This is a genomic window from Chitinophaga pinensis DSM 2588 (assembly GCF_000024005.1).
Lineage (GTDB): Bacteria > Bacteroidota > Bacteroidia > Chitinophagales > Chitinophagaceae > Chitinophaga > Chitinophaga pinensis.
In genome coordinates this window covers 7005556-7023254 of sequence record NC_013132.1, presented here as the reverse complement: position 1 = coordinate 7023254, position 17699 = coordinate 7005556, and the positions used below count along the sequence as shown (strand labels likewise).

Below are 17699 nucleotides of genomic sequence, written 5' to 3'. Positions count from 1 at the left end.
AAAGTGACCATTTCGCTTTTGAATCAGAAAGTATCGTGGAAGGCATTTGCAAAAGCGTAATTCCTAATTCGTAATTCCTAATTCCTAATTGAAAAAATAAATAGGGCACTATGAAAAAACTACTGGCTTTTCTCCTCCTCCTCCCTTCTGCCGCTTTTGCGCAATCGGCAAAGATGGCGGAAACCATGATACGCATATGGGGAGATTCTTTACAACTGGCAGGAAGAAATGCACACTGGACATATGATCAGGGTGTAGTACTCGAAGGTTTTACCGGATTGTGGAAGAACACCGGCGACGGCAGGTATTTTAAATTCATACAGACAGGTCTTGATCATTACATTGAGAAAGACGGTACGATCCGGACTTATAAGGCGGAGGATTACAACATAGACAATATCAAAAATGGGCGCTCATTACTCTTGCTATACAAAGTGACAAACGAAGAGAAGTATAAACTGGCGGCCGACAAACTAAAAGCACAGCTGGATAAAATGCCGCGTACGAAAGAAGGCGGCTTCTGGCATAAGAAACGCTATCCCTTCCAGATGTGGCTGGACGGCTTGTACATGGCAGAACCTTTCTATGCGGAATATGCTGCGATGTATCATGACGAAACAGCCTTCAAAGACATCACCCGTCAGTTTGTACTGATGGAAGAACACTCCCGTGATAATAAAACAGGGTTGCTGTATCATGGTTATGATGAATCCCGTGAGCAACGCTGGGCGGATAAAACCACCGGTCGTTCTCCTAATTTCTGGGGACGTGCAATGGGCTGGTACGGGATGGCGCTGGTAGATGCACTGGAATATTATCCTGCCGGACATCCGGGAAGGGATAGTCTGCTGAAGATCCTGAACAGGATGGCAGTAGCCGTTAAGAAATACCAGGATCCTGCCAGTGGTTGCTGGTATCAGGTGCTGGACAAAGCAGGGTCTAAAGGTAACTACCTGGAGGCTTCGGGTTCCTGCATGTTTGTGTATGCACTGGCCAAAGGTATAAGACTGGGTTATTTGCCTGCAAGCTACCGGACGGTAGCTGAGAAAGGCTATAAAGGGATTACTAAACAATTTGTACGCACTGCGCCGGAGGGAGGCGTTAACCTGGAGGGTACCGTAAGTGTAGCTGGTCTGGGGGGAGATCCTTACAGGGATGGCAGCTATGCTTACTACCTGAGTGAGAAAGTAGTGACCAATGATCCTAAGGGTGTCGGCGCTTATATGCTGGCTTCAAATGAGATGGAGCAGGCGGCTATTCCGCAGACAGGTAAAGGACTGACAGTAACTATCGATAACTTTTTTAATAACGAATTCAGGAAAGGGATTACGGGGCAACCCGAATCATGGCATTACCTCTGGAATGAGATGGATAATGGCGGCTTTTCGCTCTGGGGACATATTTTCCATAACAGAGGCGCAAAGACCAACATACTATCAGCAGCACCCACCGCGGCCAATCTGGCCAAATCCGATATCCTGATCATCGTAGATCCTGATACAGAGAAGGAAACGGCAAAGCCTAATTACATGACAGAGGCTCATGCTACGCAATTGGAAAACTGGGTGAAGCAGGGTGGCGTATTGGTGATACTACAGAATGACGCCGGCAATGCAGAGATCAAAACTTTCAATACACTGACAGATAAATTCGGTATTCATTTCAAGGAAGACAGCCGTAATCATGTGGAAGGAAAACAATTTGAACAAGGTGCACTGTTCCTGCCGGCAGAGAATAGTGTATTCTCACATACAAAGAAGATCTACATCAAAGAGATCTCTACACTTGAATTAAAACAACCAGCCAAAGCAGTCTATACCGATAAGGGAGATGTAATCATGGCGACCGCCAAAGTGGGCAAGGGAGCCGTATTCGCCGTAGGTGATCCCTGGTTTTATAATGAATACCTGGATGGACGCCGTTTACCGGCTTCCTTTGAAAATTACCAGGCAGCGATTGATCTGACAGCATGGTTATTCAGACAGGCGTCGCATAAATAATTAGTAAATACTGTCGATGAAAGTGGTGCATTGACGCATTAAATAAGAAATATGCAATTGAACAAACAGTTTTTGACAGGCAAAGCGCGTGCTGTATTGCCCGAAAAAGTACTGCAATTCGGTACCGGTGTGTTACTGCGTGGTCTGCCTGATTATTTCATTGATAAGGCCAATAAGGCCGGTATTTTCAATGGGCGTATCGTCGTGGTGAAATCCACTGATAAAGGCAATACCGATGCTTACAGTGAACAGGATTACCTGTATACGCATTGTATCCAGGGGATCATGCAGGGAAGAAGAGTAGAAGAGTATGTTGTCAATGATGCGATCAGCAGGGTATTGTCTGCTACCGGTGAATGGGAACAAATCCTGGAATGCGCGGCTGATCCGGAGATGGAGATCATTATTTCCAACACGACAGAGGTGGGTATTACACTGACGGCGGATAACATAGATGCTGCTCCGCCGGCTTCTTTCCCGGGTAAACTACTGGCATTTCTTTTACGTCGTTATCGGCATTTCAAAGGAGATATCAATAAGGGAATGGTTATCATTCCTACAGAACTGATCCCTGATAACGGGACTAAATTGCAGCACATCCTTTTAGAGCTGGCGCAACAGCATCAGCTGGAAGCTGCTTTTATCAACTGGTTATCTGCTGCGAATCATATCTGTAATTCACTGGTGGACCGTATCGTTCCGGGCGCTCTTCCGGCAGCTGCACAGGCTGCGGTGGAAGCGCAACTGAGGTATTCAGATCAACTGATGATCATGTCAGAACCTTATGCTTTATGGGCGATAGAGACCTCCAGTGAGCGGGTCAGGAAGGTGTTGTCATTTGCACCTGCGGATAGCGGGGTCGTGCTGGCGCCGGATATTAATATCTTCCGCGAACTGAAACTACGGTTGCTGAATGGTACGCATACGCTTAGCTGCGGACTGGCCGTATTGGCAGGATTTAATACAGTAAAAGAGGCAATGGAAGACACCGCCATGGAAAGCTGTATCTCTGCGCTTGCGCAACATGAAATAGTACCTGCTATTACGGATGTAACGATCCGGGAAGATGCGGCTTTACGTTTTGCCGGCAGTGTGCTGGATCGTTTCAGGAACCCCTTTATCGAACATCGCTGGCAGAGTATCACCATGCAGTATACCTCCAAAATGAAGATGAGGGTGATACCTGTGATCGTACGACATTATCAGCGCCTGGATGAAGTTCCTGCACTGATGGCCTTAGGCTTTGCAGCTTACCTGTTGTTCATGCGCGATGGAGAGGTGACGGATGACTATGCAGCCTATTTTAAAGAAAAATGGCAAAAACTGGAACCAGCTGTACTTGTACAGACCGTGTTGAAAGATACCGCCCTTTGGGGAGTAGATCTTACGCAGTTACCGGGTTTTTCACATGCCGTTACTATCATGATGGGCGCTTTGCTCACAGAAGGAGCACCGTCACTAATCAGACGGGTATCAGAAGAAACAACGATCGCTTAAATAAAACAGCATATGACGGGATTGAAAAGAAAAGTCCTGAAAGTTCATCCGCAGGATAATGTAGTGGTAGCACTGACGGATCTGAAAAAAGGAGAAAGCGTGCAGGAAAACGGACGGGTATACACATTGGCAGAAGATGTACCTGCAAAGCACAAGTTTACCGAAACCATATTGCATCCGGGAGATGCGATTACCATGTATGGCGTACTGGTGGGTAAGGCAAAAGAATTATTGCCCGCAGGCGCGAAGATAGCTGTTGGCAATGTACAACACGCATCCAGTGATTTTCAGCTGGCAGCTACACGTAAGACAGCATGGCATATACCGGATATTTCGAAATGGCAGGACCGCACCTTTATGGGCTATCATCGGGCAGATGGTAGTGTCGGTACGGGTAACTACTGGCTGGTCATTCCCATGGTGTTTTGTGAGAACAGGAATGTAGAGGTCCTGAGGGAAACACTGGTGGAAGAATTAGGTTATGGTCGTCCGAAAAAATATGCTGCCTTTGCACGTCAGCTGGCGCAGCAATACCAGCAGGGTGCAGATGCTTCTGCTATACTGGAAACGGTATATACAGAAGATCCTGCGCAGCAGGGGCAACAACGCCTGTTTGAAAATGTGGATGGTATCAAGTTCCTGACGCATGAAGGTGGTTGTGGTGGTATCCGTCAGGATGCGCAGACTTTGTGTGGATTGCTGGCAGGTTATATCACACATGCGAATGTAGCGGGGGCAACGGTGTTGAGCCTGGGATGCCAGAATGCACAGATTACGATGCTGGAAGAAGAGATCCGTAAACGTTCTCCTGATTTCAGCAAACCCCTGTTTATACTCGATCAGCAGCAGACAGGTACAGAGCAGGCTTTGATCACTGCGGCGGTAAGGCAGACGATGGCCGGATTGATTGAAGCCAATAAAATTACCCGAACACCGGCTCCCTTATACAAGTTGTGTATAGGACTGGAATGTGGTGGTTCTGATGGCTTCTCTGGTATCTCTGCCAATCCTGCTATCGGTTATACTTCTGATCTGCTGGTTGCATTAGGAGGATCGGTTATTCTATCTGAGTTCCCTGAGCTTTGTGGTGTCGAACAGGAAATGAGCGATCGTTGTGTGAATACGACAGATGCCTTACGTTTTATAGAGCTGATGCGCACGTATCAACGTCGTGCAGAAGAAGCAGGTTCCGGCTTTGATATGAATCCTTCTCCAGGTAATATCAAAGACGGGCTGATTACTGATGCCATCAAATCAGCCGGGGCGGCAAAAAAAGGAGGTACTTCTCCGGTAGCCGCTGTGCTGGATTATCCGCAGAAGGTAAGTCTGCCAGGTCTGAACCTGCTTTGTACACCAGGAAACGATGTAGAATCTACTACAGCAGAAGTAGGAGCGGGGGCCACTATCGTACTGTTCACCACCGGACTGGGTACGCCTACCGGTAATCCTGTGACGCCTGTTATCAAACTGTCCAGCAATACAAAACTTTATCAGCGTATGCCGGATATCATCGATATCAATACAGGTACCATCATCGATGGAGAAGAGTCTATCCCAGAGGCGGGAGAACGCATTTTAAATTATGTCATAGATGTTGCCAGTGGAATTACAAAAGCCAGATCCGTCATCAACGGACAGGATGATTTTATTCCGTGGAAAAGAGGCGTATCACTGTAATCTACTAACCATTAATTAAACTGTCTACAATGAAGAAGTTCCTGGATGAACATTTTCTCCTGACTAACAATACCGCAAAACGTCTTTATCACGATTATGCAAAGGAGATGCCTGTGATCGATTATCACTGTCATCTTCCACCAGCGCAGATAGCGGCAGATACCACTTTTGGTACGCTCACACAGGCATGGCTGTATGGGGATCATTATAAATGGAGAGCAATGCGTACAAACGGTGTGCATGAAAGCTACTGCACCGGTAATAAAACAGACTGGGAGAAGTTTGAGAAATGGGCTGCTACGGTGCCATATACCCTGCGTAATCCCCTTTATCACTGGACGCATCTGGAATTACAACGTTATTTTGATATACATGATATTTTAGGTCCGGCGACTGCTTCGGATATTTATTACAATGCCAGTGCGCAACTGGAAACACCTGCTTTCAGTACCCGTAACCTGCTGCGTAAGATGAATGTAGCGCTTGTATGTACGACGGATGATCCGGCAGACACGCTGGAACACCATCAGCAGTTACGCCAGGATGGTTTTGAAATACCTATTCTGCCTGCGTTCCGTCCGGATCAGGCGATGAATGTAGATGATCCGGAGAAGTACAATGCTTACCTGTCAAAACTGGAAGAAGCGGCCGGTATTACCATCGATACTTATACGGATCTGCTGGATGCCTTAAAGAACAGACATGACTTCTTTGCTTCGCAGGGTTGTTCTGTTTCAGATCATGGTATTGAAGAGATCTATGCAGAAGATTTTCTGGAAAAAGATATCAACGTGATCTTCCTGAAAGTAAGGAGTGGCCAGCGATTGAGTCTGTTAGAAGCACGTCAGATCAAGTCTGCCTTGCTCTTGCAACTGGCGGAGATGGACTGGGAGAAGGGCTGGGTCCAGCAGTATCACCTGGGTGCTTTAAGGAATAATAACTCGCGTATGATGCGTGTATTAGGACCAGATACCGGATGGGATTCCATTGGTGATTTCTCTCAGGCGAGGGCGCTGGCGAAGTTCCTCGACAGACTGGATAGTCAGGATAGATTAGCGAAGACGATATTATATAATCTGAATCCGGCGGATAATGAACTGCTGGCTACTATGATCGGTAATTTCAATGATGGTTCGGTGGCGGGGAAGGTGCAGTTTGGTTCGGCGTGGTGGTTCCTGGATCAGAAGGATGGTATGATCAAACAGATCAATGCACTCTCCAATATGGGATTACTGAGCCGGTTTGTAGGGATGCTGACGGACTCCCGCAGCTTTTTATCTTATCCCCGGCATGAGTATTTCCGGAGAATTGTATGTGAGCTGTTCGGGCAGGAAGTAGAGAATGGAGAATTACCCAATGATGTGGAGTGGATCGGTAAGGTGGTAAAAGACATCTGCTATTACAATGCGCAGCAGTATTTCAACTGGAAAGAGCTGGCGGTAGAGGCTGGGGTAAGCCGATAAAAAAAGCCGCTTTCAATAGCGGCAATCATTATAATCCTCAGGTCAGTATAAAATAGGCTTTATCTGTTGGTATTCGCTAAAGCTGTTTTATTAAAAATCCTATCTGTTTGCGTCTTAAAAATCATGCGGCAACAGATGGCCTATTTTATACTTCCGGGACTAGCAGAGAATTGCATTCTCCATGTCACAATCTTCATCTTTCTCCAGGGAGGCTAAATCTTAAACGAGCTAAATATATTTCCTTCACTAAAGTTCCTTATGTTTTGCCTGTAGAAAGCACTTCCGCAACAGGGCTTCCGCTACGGAAGTGTATACAACTAAACAACTCTCAGATTTATAATTAACAATTCGCACAAGCGTAATTGGGCTTTTTTAACGGCTCACTGGAAGTTGTTGCAAACTTACCGGAGAGAGGAGAAGAGACACATGGATTCTCAAACGCGATCAGATCAGCCAGGCCATTCTGCACTGTTTGTTCTGCGCTCAGGGCGTCATAATCACCATTTAAGATCAGTGTTCCGTTGAAGCGGGAACGTATGCCAGCAATCAGTGTGGCGGGAGTTGCCGTTTCAGTCAGCAGGTGTATGTAAGACAATCCGTAAGTATCCAGAGCATCTGTCAGGTATTCGTAAGTAGCGTCTATCTGATTGTGATGCTGCAGGTCATTGACCTGGCTGTAAGGAGACAGGAGGATGCCTGTACGGTGCCTGCCTATTGCGTGACTGACAGCTGCGACGGCTTCGAGTACAAAGCGCACCCTGTTAGGAATACTGCCGCCGTATTTGTCTGTCCGTTGATTTGTATCAGGGTGCAGGAACTGGTCCATTAAATATCCATGCGCTGCGTGTATTTCCACTCCGTCGAAACCTGCTGCTATTGCCTGTGTTGCTGCCTTTACATACTGCTGGACCATTTTTCCTACCTCTGATGTAGTCATTGCTCTTGGAGTGGCATGTGGTTGCCAGCCCAGTTTCTCTGTCCATATCTCACCTTTGGCTGTTATAGCCGAAGGAGCTATTACGTCTGCCTTAGCCGGCATGTTGGCAGGGTGTGATATACGCCCTGTGTGTTTGATCTGCAGGAAGATCCGGCCACCGTTTTCATGTACGGCTTTTGTTACTTTCTTCCATCCTGAAATCTGGTCCTTGCTATAAATTCCTGGCATGTGCGCCTGGCCCATACCGTTTTCTGCAGGACCGGTTCCCTCTGCGATGATCAGGCCGGCTTTGGCCCTCTGGCTGTAGTAGTTGACGGTCACGTCGTTGGGTATACCTGCAGGTACGTGACTTTTACCAGCGGTGGGCGCCATCACCACCTTGTTTGAAATGGCATAATTGCCTATAGTAGCGGATGATAATAATGTTGGATACATGGGTTCTTCAGTTAATTAATTCCAGAATGATTGTTCCAAAAAAATGCAAAAAAATATCAATGCCTGATGCTATACAATATATGGTCTGCCATGCTGTCCAACATTGCTTTATCACCGAATAATACGTCCATCAACCAGATCGAACTGAAGCTTGCGTATAGGAACTGTGCTAGTGTAGCCGGATCCTTTTCTGCTGGTATTTCGTTCATCTTTTGTGCTTTCTCCAAAAGTTCCTGTAATACGCTGATGCTTTGTCTTGCCTGTTCCTGTACAATGTGTCTTATGCCTTCATCCATTGAAGCCAGTTCAAAGGATGTCTTTACCATGAGGCAGGACTTCCCTTCTTTCCTGTTGTGGACCGCTCTTCGTATGATACTATCTATCGCTGAAAGTGGTGATACCTTCTCACAGCATTGTTTGTAATCAAATAGTTTCTCCTTCGCGTAGTTCTGCAGACACTGTTGAAAGAGGGCGTATTTGTCACCGTAAGTATCATATATACTGGCCCGGTTCAGTTTCATTTCCTCACAGAGGTCTTGCATGGATGTCGCGTTGTATCCCTTCTCCCAGAAGAGATCCCTCGCTTTTTCCAGCTTTTCCTCAGGATCAAATGCTTTATTCCGTGCCATGATGCAAATGTAGAATAATAGAATGAATGTTCCAAAATATTTTTAGAATGAGCGTTCCGGAATGCTCATTTACCCGGAAAACGGGGAAAACGGTCTACAAAATAACCTTATATGTCAGCGGTAGGGGCTGATAATCATTATAGTACAGCTCGTGTTACTGAAATGCTTGACTGTCTTGCATTTCGATTGTTTCTATCCTAAAGAAACGTACTCAGACGAGCCGGCATGGTACCCTTTTTGCAAAATGTATCTCAGAACTGGATGACACGTTAGCTGGTACATCTATTTGTTAAACCAAAAAAGGAAGACATGAAAAAGCTCACTTTTATTGCCGCTACAATGCTGGCTGCCTGGATGTTTCAGGCTTGTAATTCAGGAAACACAGAAGCCAAACACGAAGATGCTGTAGATAGTGCGCAGGCAGTAAATAAAGAAACCGCTCCTGTAGATAAAGAATCATCTGACTTCGCAGTAAAAGCTGCTGACGGCGGCATGCTGGAAGTACAGGCTGGTAAACTGGCACAGGAAAAAGGTACAACACAGCGTATCAAGGATTTTGGTGCACTGCTGGTGCGTGATCACTCTAAAGCGGGCGACGAACTGAAGGGACTGGCGACTACTAAGAATATTACCCTGCCAGATAGTGTAGGGTCCGACTATTCTGAACACCTGAGAGACATGAGTAAACTCTCCGGTAAAGAGTTTGACAAACACTTCATCGACATGATGGTAAATGATCATGATAAAGATGTAGATATGTTTGACAAAGCGTCTCAGAACCTGACTGATCCGGACCTGAAAACATGGGCAGGTAACACATTGCCTACGCTGAAAGCACACCAGGATACCGCTAAGGCGATCCAGGATGCGATGAAGAAGAAATAGCACAACGGATAGCGTTGATTGTTAAAATAAGTAGTTGTTAGTTTTCGGATGATTTGTTGTGAGTGTTGAGTTCGGGAATGTCGATCCGGAGGCTAACAACTCTTCTTTATATAAATAATTCTCCAGATTGGAACTTGTGGTTATATTTGTCCGGACGAGTGGAGAGTTATGTATGCAATAGTTGATATAGAAACTACAGGTGGCCATGCCAGTGCAAACGGCATTACGGAAATAGCCATTTATATTTATGACGGACGGAATATTGTACAGCAATACGAAACGCTGATTAATCCGGGTGTACCCATTCCCCGATATATTCAATCCCTTACCGGTATTACGGACGAGATGGTAGCAAACGCACCGGCCTTTGATGAAGTAGCCGGCGATATCTTCGCCCTGTTACATGATAAGATCTTCGTAGCACACAACGTTAATTTCGATTATTCCTTTATTCAATATCATCTTGCCCAGGCTGGATATCAGTTACGCACTAAAAAACTGTGTACGGTAAGGCTTGGCCGTAAGATCATTCCGGGACTGCCTTCTTACAGTCTGGGTAATCTGTGTAAATCACTGGAAATCTCCGTTACACAGCGTCACCGCGCTGCGGGAGATGCAGCAGCAACGGTAAAACTGTTTGGCCTGTTATTACAGCAGGATACTGGTAAGGCCATTGCCCATGCTTTGTCCACCCACTCCAAAGAACAGTTCCTGCCACCGAACCTGCCACCTGAACAGGTAACGGCATTACCGGGTACTCCGGGTGTCTATTATTTCCATGATCAGAAAGGAAAAGTGGTGTATGTAGGGAAGGCGAAGAATATCCGGAAACGTGTCAATAGTCATTTTACGGGTAACAGTGCCGGCAGGAAAAGACAGGAGTTTCTTCGTAATATATACAGTATTTCGCACGAAGTGACGGGCACAGAGCTGATGGCGCATATACTGGAAAGTGTGGAGATCAAACGACTGTGGCCGGTTTATAACTATTCGCAGAAATATATAGAATTCAAATACGGCTTTTATTGTTTTGAAGACCAGGAAGGCTATCTGCGTCTGGTCATCGAGAAACGCCGTAAATATTCCGCCCCGTTGCACTCTTTTCCGTTACTGGTGCAGGGGCATCAGATGTTACGGGGCCTGATCAGGGAATTTGATCTTTGTCCCCGCCTGTGCTTCTTACAAAAAGGGCAGGGCGCCTGTTCACCGATCCCCGATCATACCTGCCGGGGCGCCTGTGAGAAAAAAGAAACGTCCGAAACCTACAATCTCCGGGTAAAAGCTGCCATTATCCATATGCAGCAACAGCAGCCGACATTCGCCATTATTGGTATGGGACGCGATGCGCAGGAGCAGAGTTGCATCCTGATGGAGAAAGGACGTTTCTACGGAATGGGGTATATTCCCCGTGATACCGCTATCACAGAAGGGCCGCAGTGCAAGGAATGGTTGACACAGTATCCTGAAAATGAATATATTCTGAATCTCATTCACCAGCATGCCGGCGCGCATGATCAGGAACTGCTGAAGTTTTCTTAGAGATAAACTGTGGTAATTCCCTCAACCTAAAGTATTTTTGCGGACCTGAATGCAAAACCGGTTATTGATATCCTTGTCAATGGCCTGTAAATGAAGGCTTTCATTTAATCATTTTTAATAGGTAAGTTTTTATTCATGTTAGAGTCAAATTTTAAGCTTCCCGGTCAGACGGCTTTTTATAAGGGAAAGGTAAGGGACGTATACACTATCGGCGATAAACTGATGGTGATGGCGGCGAGCGATCGTATCTCTGCTTTTGATGTCGTATTACCCCGCCCGATTCCTTACAAAGGACAGGTATTGAACCAGGTAGCTGCCATCATGCTGGAGGCGACAAAGGACATCGTTCCGAACTGGGTGAAAAATGTTCCCCTGCCAAACGTAACCATTGGCTTGAAATGTGAAACTTTCCCTGTGGAAATGGTGGTGCGCGGTAACCTCACCGGTCATGCCTGGAGAACTTACAAAAGCGGCAAACGTGAATTGTGTGGTGTAACCATGCCGGAAGGTCTGAAAGAGAACGATTTCTTCCCTTCTCCGATCATTACGCCGACTACTAAAGCACACGAAGGGCACGACGAAGATATCTCCCGTGAAGATATCATCGCAAAGGGGCTCGTTACCAAAGAAGACTACGAACAGCTGGAAAAATACACACTGGCACTGTTTGCCCGTGGTAAAGAACTGGCGGCAGCACGTGGTCTGATCCTGGTAGATACCAAATACGAATTTGGTAAGATCGGCGATACCATTTATGTGATCGACGAAATCCATACGCCGGATTCTTCCCGTTACTTCTATGCAGAAGGTTACGAGGAAAAACAGAAAAACGGTGAACCGCAGAAACAGCTGAGTAAAGAATTCGTACGTGAATGGCTGATGGCAAATGGCTTCCAGGGTAAAGACGGACAGCAGGTGCCTGAAATGACCGACGAATTCGTGAAGACCGTAAGTGAACGTTATATCGAGCTGTTTGAAAATATCACTGGTCAGCAATTTGTGAAGCAAGATGTTTCCAAAGCAGATGCTGAACAGAAGATCATCGACACGCTGAAGACATTATAAGCAAACTGATACAGCGGGAGGGCATATTACAAATATGCCCTCGCTGCTTTCAGAGAAGGACATCTGACTATAGACCGACATGAAACACCTGGCCACACTAAACAAGTATTTTGTAAAGTACAAATGGAGATTCCTGACCGGATTGACCTGTACTGCTGTATCTATTGTATTCAGCGTGTTCCAGCCTATCATGGTGCGGCAGATCTTTGATCTGCTGGCACAAAATCTCGATAATTACAACCTGCTCAGCGACACCGGACTAAAAGCTGCTTTCCGCGGACAATTTACCAGTGTACTGGCATTCTACGGCGTCAGCATCCTGCTGTTTGCCCTCCTCTCCGGATTCTTCCTCTATCTGCAACGGCAATCCCTCATTGTAATGAGCCGTTACATTGAATACGACCTCAAAAACGAAATTTACCAGCACTATCAGCTGCTGGATCTCAACTTCTTTAAAATGCACCGTACCGGTGATTTAATGAGCCGTATTACGGAAGACGTATCCAGGGTACGCATGTACGTAGGGCCTGCTATTATGTATGCTACCCGCACCATCTTTATGATCGTGATCGTGGTGTACCTGATGATAGACGTAAACCCGTTACTGACATTATACACATTATCTCCGCTGCCTGTACTGGCGCTGATCATCTATTATGTGAATCATATCATTCACCGTAAAAGTGAGCGTATACAGTCGCAGTTATCCAATATTACTTCCATTGCACAGGAATCTTACTCCGGTATCAGGGTGATCAAGTCCTATGTACAGGAAGAAGACAGCATTAAACATTTCGAGCAGGCCAGCGAAGCGTATAAGATCAGTTCTGTGAGCCTGGCGAAAACCGATGCTTTATTCCAGCCAAGTATGGCGCTGATGATCGGTCTGAGTGTGGTAATCACCATCTTTATCGGTGGTATCCAGGTGATCCATGGCACGATTACCGTGGGTAATCTGGCGGAATTTGTGATCTATGTAAATATGCTGATGTTCCCGTTCTTTTCCATCGGAATGGTAGCATCCATGATACAACGTGCAGCGGCCAGTCAGCAACGTCTCAACGAATTTCTTGATATCAAACCGGCTATCACGGACTATCCTGGTGCTGTTAACATGGATATCAAGGGTGAGGTAGTCTTTAAGAATGTGTCTTTTACATATCCGCATACTGGTATTCAGGCGATCAAAAACTTCAATCTTACGGTAAAAGCTGGTGAGAAAGTGGCGGTCATCGGTCGTACCGGTTCCGGTAAATCTACCCTTGCACAGCTGCTCATACGTATGTATGACCCGCAGGAGGGAGAGGTGTTGCTGGACCAGCAGAATATCCGGCAGGTAAAACTGGAAAGTCTGCGTAGTCAGATCAGTTATGTACCGCAGGACGTTTTCCTGTTTTCGGATACGATCCAGAATAACATCCGTTTTGGTACGCCGGAGGCGAATCCGGAAACCGTAAGAAAAGCCGCCCGTCAGGCTTCTGTAGAAAAGGACATCCTGAATTTTACGGAAGGCTTTGATACGGTAGTAGGGGAGAGAGGGGTGACACTTAGCGGCGGACAGAAACAACGTATCTCCATTGCCCGTGGTCTGATCAAGGATCCGAACCTGTTAGTATTTGACGATTGTCTGTCTGCCGTAGATGCCCGAACGGAGAAAGAGATCATTGGTAACCTCTACGCTTATCTGAAAGAGAAAACCGCTATCATTATTACCCATCGCATTTTCGCGTTATTTGAGTTTGATAAGATCATTGTCCTGGATGAAGGTAAAATCATTGAAACAGGTACACATAACGAATTATTGGCATTAAACGGTTACTACGCTGAGTTATACGCCCGCCAGCAGTCTGGCGAAGAGGAAACCGTAATAGAATAGTAATCACATTCTTATATATACCTGTGAATCAGTAGGTAAAGCTATATTCTATCATTTTTCAAAATCATTTAAAATTATTTTGATATTTGTAAACTAATAGTATATTTGTTTCTTATTGGAAAAAGGATTTGATTCGTTAACAACTTAAATCTATCAACTGTGGCGTACGAAAATACCAATCAGCAGGAAAGAAATAATGACAGTATCTTTTCTAAACGATTGAAAGCGGGCAAAAGGAGAACTTACTTCTTTGATGTAAAGACCACTCGTGGAAATGATTATTTTCTGACCATTACTGAAAGCAAAAAACGCTTTAACGACAATGGTTATGACAGGCACAAAGTGTTCCTGTACAAGGAAGACTTCAACAAGTTCCTGAATGCATTGACAGAGACCATCAACTACGTGAAAACTGAGTTGATGCCCGACTTCGATTTTGATGCCTACAACCATGACTACGTACGTGATGATGAAGATGGCGAAGGTGCAGAAGCTGCTGTTGAATCAGTAGTAGAAGCTGCTGTTGTTGCAGCGCCTGTTGCCGCATCTGCTTCTTCTCATACTGAGGACGTAGACAAATGGTAATATTACTTTAGATCATTTTTATTTGATGATATATAAAACCTCCGGTTTCTCCGGAGGTTTTTTTATGCCCCTGTATGCATGTGATTGTTCCTTATGAGCTATTGTTTGGAAATGAGGTATGATCGCACTTTAGTTCTTCCTAACTGATTGATTAATATTAGTTTACAGAGGTTCTTCGATCGAATTGCTATTAAGTGTCTGATTGTTAATCTGATATGTCTTTAGTCTTCGATATACAACGTAACTATACCGTTATTATGCCGATATCTCTTCGTTCAGAAACGTAGAAATATGGTCGTAATAACGGCATAATGGCGTTATAATGGTAGGAACAGGTATTATTTGTATCGAGAGCCCTACTGAGCTGGTTTTTCCGCGAAAACTATATGTTGTTGATTCATGATATGTAAGTGGATAGGTTTTTAAACAACAAAGGACTCCTCGCGGAGCCCTTTGTCATTATTCAATTATACAATCAATGCTTATTTCTTCATCTGCTTCCAGGCATTGATCAGGCCATTCGTAGAGGCGTCATGGCTGGTCACAACATCCGCACTTTCCAGTTCAGGCAGAATCTTGTTCGCCAGTTGTTTACCCAGTTCCACACCCCACTGATCAAAGCTGTAGATATTCCAGATAACACCCTGTACAAAGATCTTATGCTCATACAGTGCTACCAGTGAACCGAGGGTTCTTGGTGTGATTTCTTTTACGAGGAAAGAGTTGGTAGGTCTGTTACCGGTGAATACTTTATAAGGCAGTAATTTCTGAATTTCTTCTTCTTTCAGACCGGATTTAACCAGTTCTGCGCGTACTTCTTCTTCTGTCTTACCGTTCATCAGTGCTTCTGTCTGTGCGAAGAAGTTAGATAACAGCTTCACATGATGATCGCCGATCGGGTTGTGACTAATGGCAGGTGCGATGAAGTCAGCCGGAATGATACGGGTACCCTGGTGGATCAGCTGATAGAATGCGTGCTGTCCGTTAGTACCTGGTTCACCCCATACGATAGGACCGGTTTCGTAAGAAACAGCCTGACCGTTACGGTCTACATATTTACCATTACTTTCCATGTTACCCTGCTGGAAGTAAGCGGCAAAGCGGTGCATGTACTGGTCGTATGCCAGGATCGCTTCTGTAGCGGTATCGAAGAAGTTACCATACCACAGGCCGATCAGGGCCATGATAGCAGGAATATTCTTCTCTAACGGCGTTGTACGGAAGTGATTATCTACTGCATGTGCACCTTCGAGTAATGCTTTGAAATGATCAAAACCAACGGTGAGGGAGATACTCAGACCGATTGCGGACCATAATGAATAACGGCCGCCAACCCAGTCCCAGAATTCGAACATGTTAGCCGGATCTATACCGAATGCGGTTACTGCTTTTTCATTGGTAGACAGTGCCGCAAAGTGTTTTGCTACAAAAGCTTCATCTTTTGCCGTATCGAGGAACCACTGACGTGCAGTTAATGCATTGGTCATAGTTTCCTGTGTGGTGAAAGTTTTAGAAGCGATCAGGAAGAGGGTTTCTTCCGGCGTTACTTTTTTCAGTGTTTCAGCGATGTGGGTACCGTCTACGTTGGATACGAAATAAGGCTGAATACCTTCCTTCCAGTAAGGCTTCAGGGCTTCTGTCACCATTACCGGACCCAGGTCGGAACCACCGATACCGATGTTCACGATGTAACGTATAGGCTTACCGGTATAACCTTTCCACTCGCCGCTGTGGATACGCTTAGTAAAGCTCTCCATTTTATTCAGTACGGCGTGTACTTCAGGCATTACGTCTTTTCCGTCCAGTACTACCGGATTGCCGGAGAAGTTACGGAGTGCGGTATGCAGTACGGCCCTGTTTTCTGTCGCATTGATTTTTTCTGCACTGAACATGGCTTTGATACCTTCTTCAACACCGGTTTCTTTGGCCAGTTGCAGTAAATATTGAAGCGTTTCTTCTGTGAGGATGTTCTTTGAGTAGTCGAACAATATTTCTTCAAAAGAAAGAGTAAACTTATCGAATCTGTCAGCATCCTTCGCAAACAGTGTGCGGAGGTGCGTTTCCTTCATCTTGGATGCATGCTGCTCCAGCTGTTGCCAGGCTTTTGTAGCAGTAGGATTAGTCGTTGGGAACATAAAAACGCATTTTATGGTATCAAAAGTAATAAAATAGTTAGATAGTCGCAGGACCAAAAGGCCGGAAAGGAGGACCAATCTTAAAGATAACCTGTTCAGGCAGTGCGGACTATATCTCCGGTAAAATATACAAGGGAAACGCGGATAACGACATCTGTTATGACAATCTACGGTTGGTGATCAGCCGCCATGCGCTGCTGACGGTGATAATGAGCATGGCTCCGATACATGCGCAGGTAATCGGTATTTCGGCTGCGCCACCGGCAGTCTGTCGTTTTACAATGATACCATAAAGAGCCCAGAGTGCCACCAGGCCTACGATAATGTTATGTCTGCGTATAATCAGCAACGTTGAGCCGATGGTACATAACAGAATGAGAAAAATAGTCCCCGGCACACTCATGCCATTCCAGCCGAGATAGACCATAAAGGCGGCAATATTCGCGATCGTCGCCACACAGATCCAGCCCAGGTAAAGACTGAAGGGCAGGTGTACGAGCAGTTTCTCGATCTTGCCGGCAGAGCGGGGGAGGGAGATGTTGAAATTAAGGTGGATGGCCAGCAGGCATACCAGTAATGCTAACATAAGTAGTACGGACAGCGGAAGCAGCTCATAATGCCAGGCAAAAAGCCAGCAGGAATTAGCCATACAGCTGATCAGCCACCAGCCGCGCAGGCGTTCCATGAAGCGCTCCAGTTCTTCCGTACGACCATTGGAAAATGTCAGCCATAACTGATAAACGATGAATCCCAGTAAAGTGAGGTAAATCAGCCCCCAGATGGCGAATGTAAGACCAGCAGGTACAAAGAGGTTATCGTATTTATCTGATACGTCGCCGGTGCTCCTGTTGTTGATGACGTTCAGGTTGGCCAGCAGATTAACAACGATCACCATGATGTACCCTATTGTGTTAAATATCGCACTGTTCTTATAGTAAAGGGTCTTATGGGAGGTTGTCATAGATAGAAAAAGTTT

The 17699-nt window shown here is 45.7% G+C and carries 13 protein-coding genes; 9 read left to right on the top strand and 4 right to left on the bottom strand.

Annotation, left to right across the window (positions count from 1 at the left end):
- Window positions 1-110 precede the first annotated feature (110 nt).
- The 4 genes from CPIN_RS27245 to uxaC are packed head-to-tail and all read left to right on the top strand — an operon-like array spanning window position 111 to window position 6637.
- Window positions 111-2000, top strand: a complete 1890-nt coding sequence (locus CPIN_RS27245) for a DUF4350 domain-containing protein (RefSeq protein WP_012793101.1) — start codon at window positions 111-113, stop codon at window positions 1998-2000.
- Window positions 2001-2051: 51 nt separating this feature from the next.
- The gene (locus CPIN_RS27240) at window positions 2052-3497 is read left to right on the top strand and encodes a tagaturonate reductase (protein WP_012793100.1); all 1446 of its coding nucleotides are present in this window, start codon (window positions 2052-2054) and stop codon (window positions 3495-3497) included.
- A gap of 12 nt (window positions 3498-3509) precedes the next feature.
- Entirely contained in the window at window positions 3510-5174 is a 1665-nt protein-coding gene (locus CPIN_RS27235) for a UxaA family hydrolase (RefSeq protein WP_012793099.1), read from the top strand.
- 29 nt (window positions 5175-5203) lie between these two features.
- On the top strand, window positions 5204-6637 hold the full coding sequence (uxaC, locus tag CPIN_RS27230) for a glucuronate isomerase (protein ID WP_012793098.1): 1434 nt from the start codon (window positions 5204-5206) through the stop codon (window positions 6635-6637).
- 340 nt (window positions 6638-6977) lie between these two features.
- Here the strand turns inward: uxaC and CPIN_RS27225 are convergent, their stop codons facing one another.
- Both CPIN_RS27225 and CPIN_RS27220 read right to left on the bottom strand, forming a co-directional pair.
- On the bottom strand, window positions 6978-8009 hold the full coding sequence (locus CPIN_RS27225; RefSeq protein ID WP_012793097.1) for an alkene reductase: 1032 nt from the start codon (window positions 8007-8009) through the stop codon (window positions 6978-6980).
- Window positions 8010-8065: 56 nt separating this feature from the next.
- Window positions 8066-8638 carry a TetR/AcrR family transcriptional regulator gene (locus tag CPIN_RS27220; RefSeq protein WP_012793096.1) on the bottom strand — a complete coding sequence of 191 codons (573 nt, stop codon included), beginning with the start codon at window positions 8636-8638 and terminating at the stop codon, window positions 8066-8068.
- Window positions 8639-8947: 309 nt separating this feature from the next.
- Here CPIN_RS27220 and CPIN_RS27215 point away from each other — a divergent pair, with 309 nt between their 5' ends.
- From CPIN_RS27215 to CPIN_RS27195, 5 genes are all read left to right on the top strand, one after another.
- Window positions 8948-9523, top strand: coding sequence for a DUF4142 domain-containing protein (locus tag CPIN_RS27215; RefSeq protein WP_012793095.1), 576 nt, complete (start codon window positions 8948-8950; stop codon window positions 9521-9523).
- A gap of 168 nt (window positions 9524-9691) precedes the next feature.
- Window positions 9692-11062, top strand: coding sequence for an exonuclease domain-containing protein (locus CPIN_RS27210; RefSeq protein ID WP_012793094.1), 1371 nt, complete (start codon window positions 9692-9694; stop codon window positions 11060-11062).
- 135 nt (window positions 11063-11197) lie between these two features.
- Window positions 11198-12127, top strand: coding sequence for a phosphoribosylaminoimidazolesuccinocarboxamide synthase (locus CPIN_RS27205; protein WP_012793093.1), 930 nt, complete (start codon window positions 11198-11200; stop codon window positions 12125-12127).
- Between the two features lie 79 nt (window positions 12128-12206).
- Entirely contained in the window at window positions 12207-14003 is a 1797-nt protein-coding gene (locus CPIN_RS27200; protein WP_012793092.1) for an ABC transporter ATP-binding protein, read from the top strand.
- Window positions 14004-14162: 159 nt separating this feature from the next.
- A complete protein-coding gene (locus tag CPIN_RS27195) occupies window positions 14163-14588 on the top strand; it encodes a DUF3276 family protein (RefSeq protein WP_012793091.1) in 426 nt (141 codons plus the stop codon).
- Window positions 14589-15070: 482 nt separating this feature from the next.
- Here CPIN_RS27195 and pgi read toward each other — a convergent pair whose 3' ends face one another.
- Window positions 15071-16723, bottom strand: coding sequence for a glucose-6-phosphate isomerase (gene pgi / locus CPIN_RS27190; protein ID WP_012793090.1), 1653 nt, complete (start codon window positions 16721-16723; stop codon window positions 15071-15073).
- 157 nt (window positions 16724-16880) lie between these two features.
- The gene (locus tag CPIN_RS27185) at window positions 16881-17684 is read right to left on the bottom strand and encodes a TspO-related membrane protein (RefSeq protein WP_012793089.1); all 804 of its coding nucleotides are present in this window, start codon (window positions 17682-17684) and stop codon (window positions 16881-16883) included.
- Window positions 17685-17699 lie beyond the last annotated feature (15 nt).

What these genes read in the sequence shown, in the direction of transcription:
- CPIN_RS27245 (WP_012793101.1), top strand. Translation starts at nt 111, where the DNA reads ATGAAAAAACTACTGGCTTTTCTCCTCCTCCTCCCTTCTGCCGCTTTT.
- CPIN_RS27240 (WP_012793100.1), top strand. Translation starts at nt 2,052, where the DNA reads ATGCAATTGAACAAACAGTTTTTGACAGGCAAAGCGCGTGCTGTATTG.
- CPIN_RS27235 (WP_012793099.1), top strand. Translation starts at nt 3,510, where the DNA reads ATGACGGGATTGAAAAGAAAAGTCCTGAAAGTTCATCCGCAGGATAAT.
- uxaC (WP_012793098.1), top strand. Translation starts at nt 5,204, where the DNA reads ATGAAGAAGTTCCTGGATGAACATTTTCTCCTGACTAACAATACCGCA.
- CPIN_RS27225 (WP_012793097.1), bottom strand. Translation starts at nt 8,009, where the DNA reads ATGTATCCAACATTATTATCATCCGCTACTATAGGCAATTATGCCATT.
- CPIN_RS27220 (WP_012793096.1), bottom strand. Translation starts at nt 8,638, where the DNA reads ATGGCACGGAATAAAGCATTTGATCCTGAGGAAAAGCTGGAAAAAGCG.
- CPIN_RS27215 (WP_012793095.1), top strand. Translation starts at nt 8,948, where the DNA reads ATGAAAAAGCTCACTTTTATTGCCGCTACAATGCTGGCTGCCTGGATG.
- CPIN_RS27210 (WP_012793094.1), top strand. Translation starts at nt 9,692, where the DNA reads ATGTATGCAATAGTTGATATAGAAACTACAGGTGGCCATGCCAGTGCA.
- CPIN_RS27205 (WP_012793093.1), top strand. Translation starts at nt 11,198, where the DNA reads ATGTTAGAGTCAAATTTTAAGCTTCCCGGTCAGACGGCTTTTTATAAG.
- CPIN_RS27200 (WP_012793092.1), top strand. Translation starts at nt 12,207, where the DNA reads ATGAAACACCTGGCCACACTAAACAAGTATTTTGTAAAGTACAAATGG.
- pgi (WP_012793090.1), bottom strand. Translation starts at nt 16,723, where the DNA reads ATGTTCCCAACGACTAATCCTACTGCTACAAAAGCCTGGCAACAGCTG.
- CPIN_RS27185 (WP_012793089.1), bottom strand. Translation starts at nt 17,684, where the DNA reads ATGACAACCTCCCATAAGACCCTTTACTATAAGAACAGTGCGATATTT.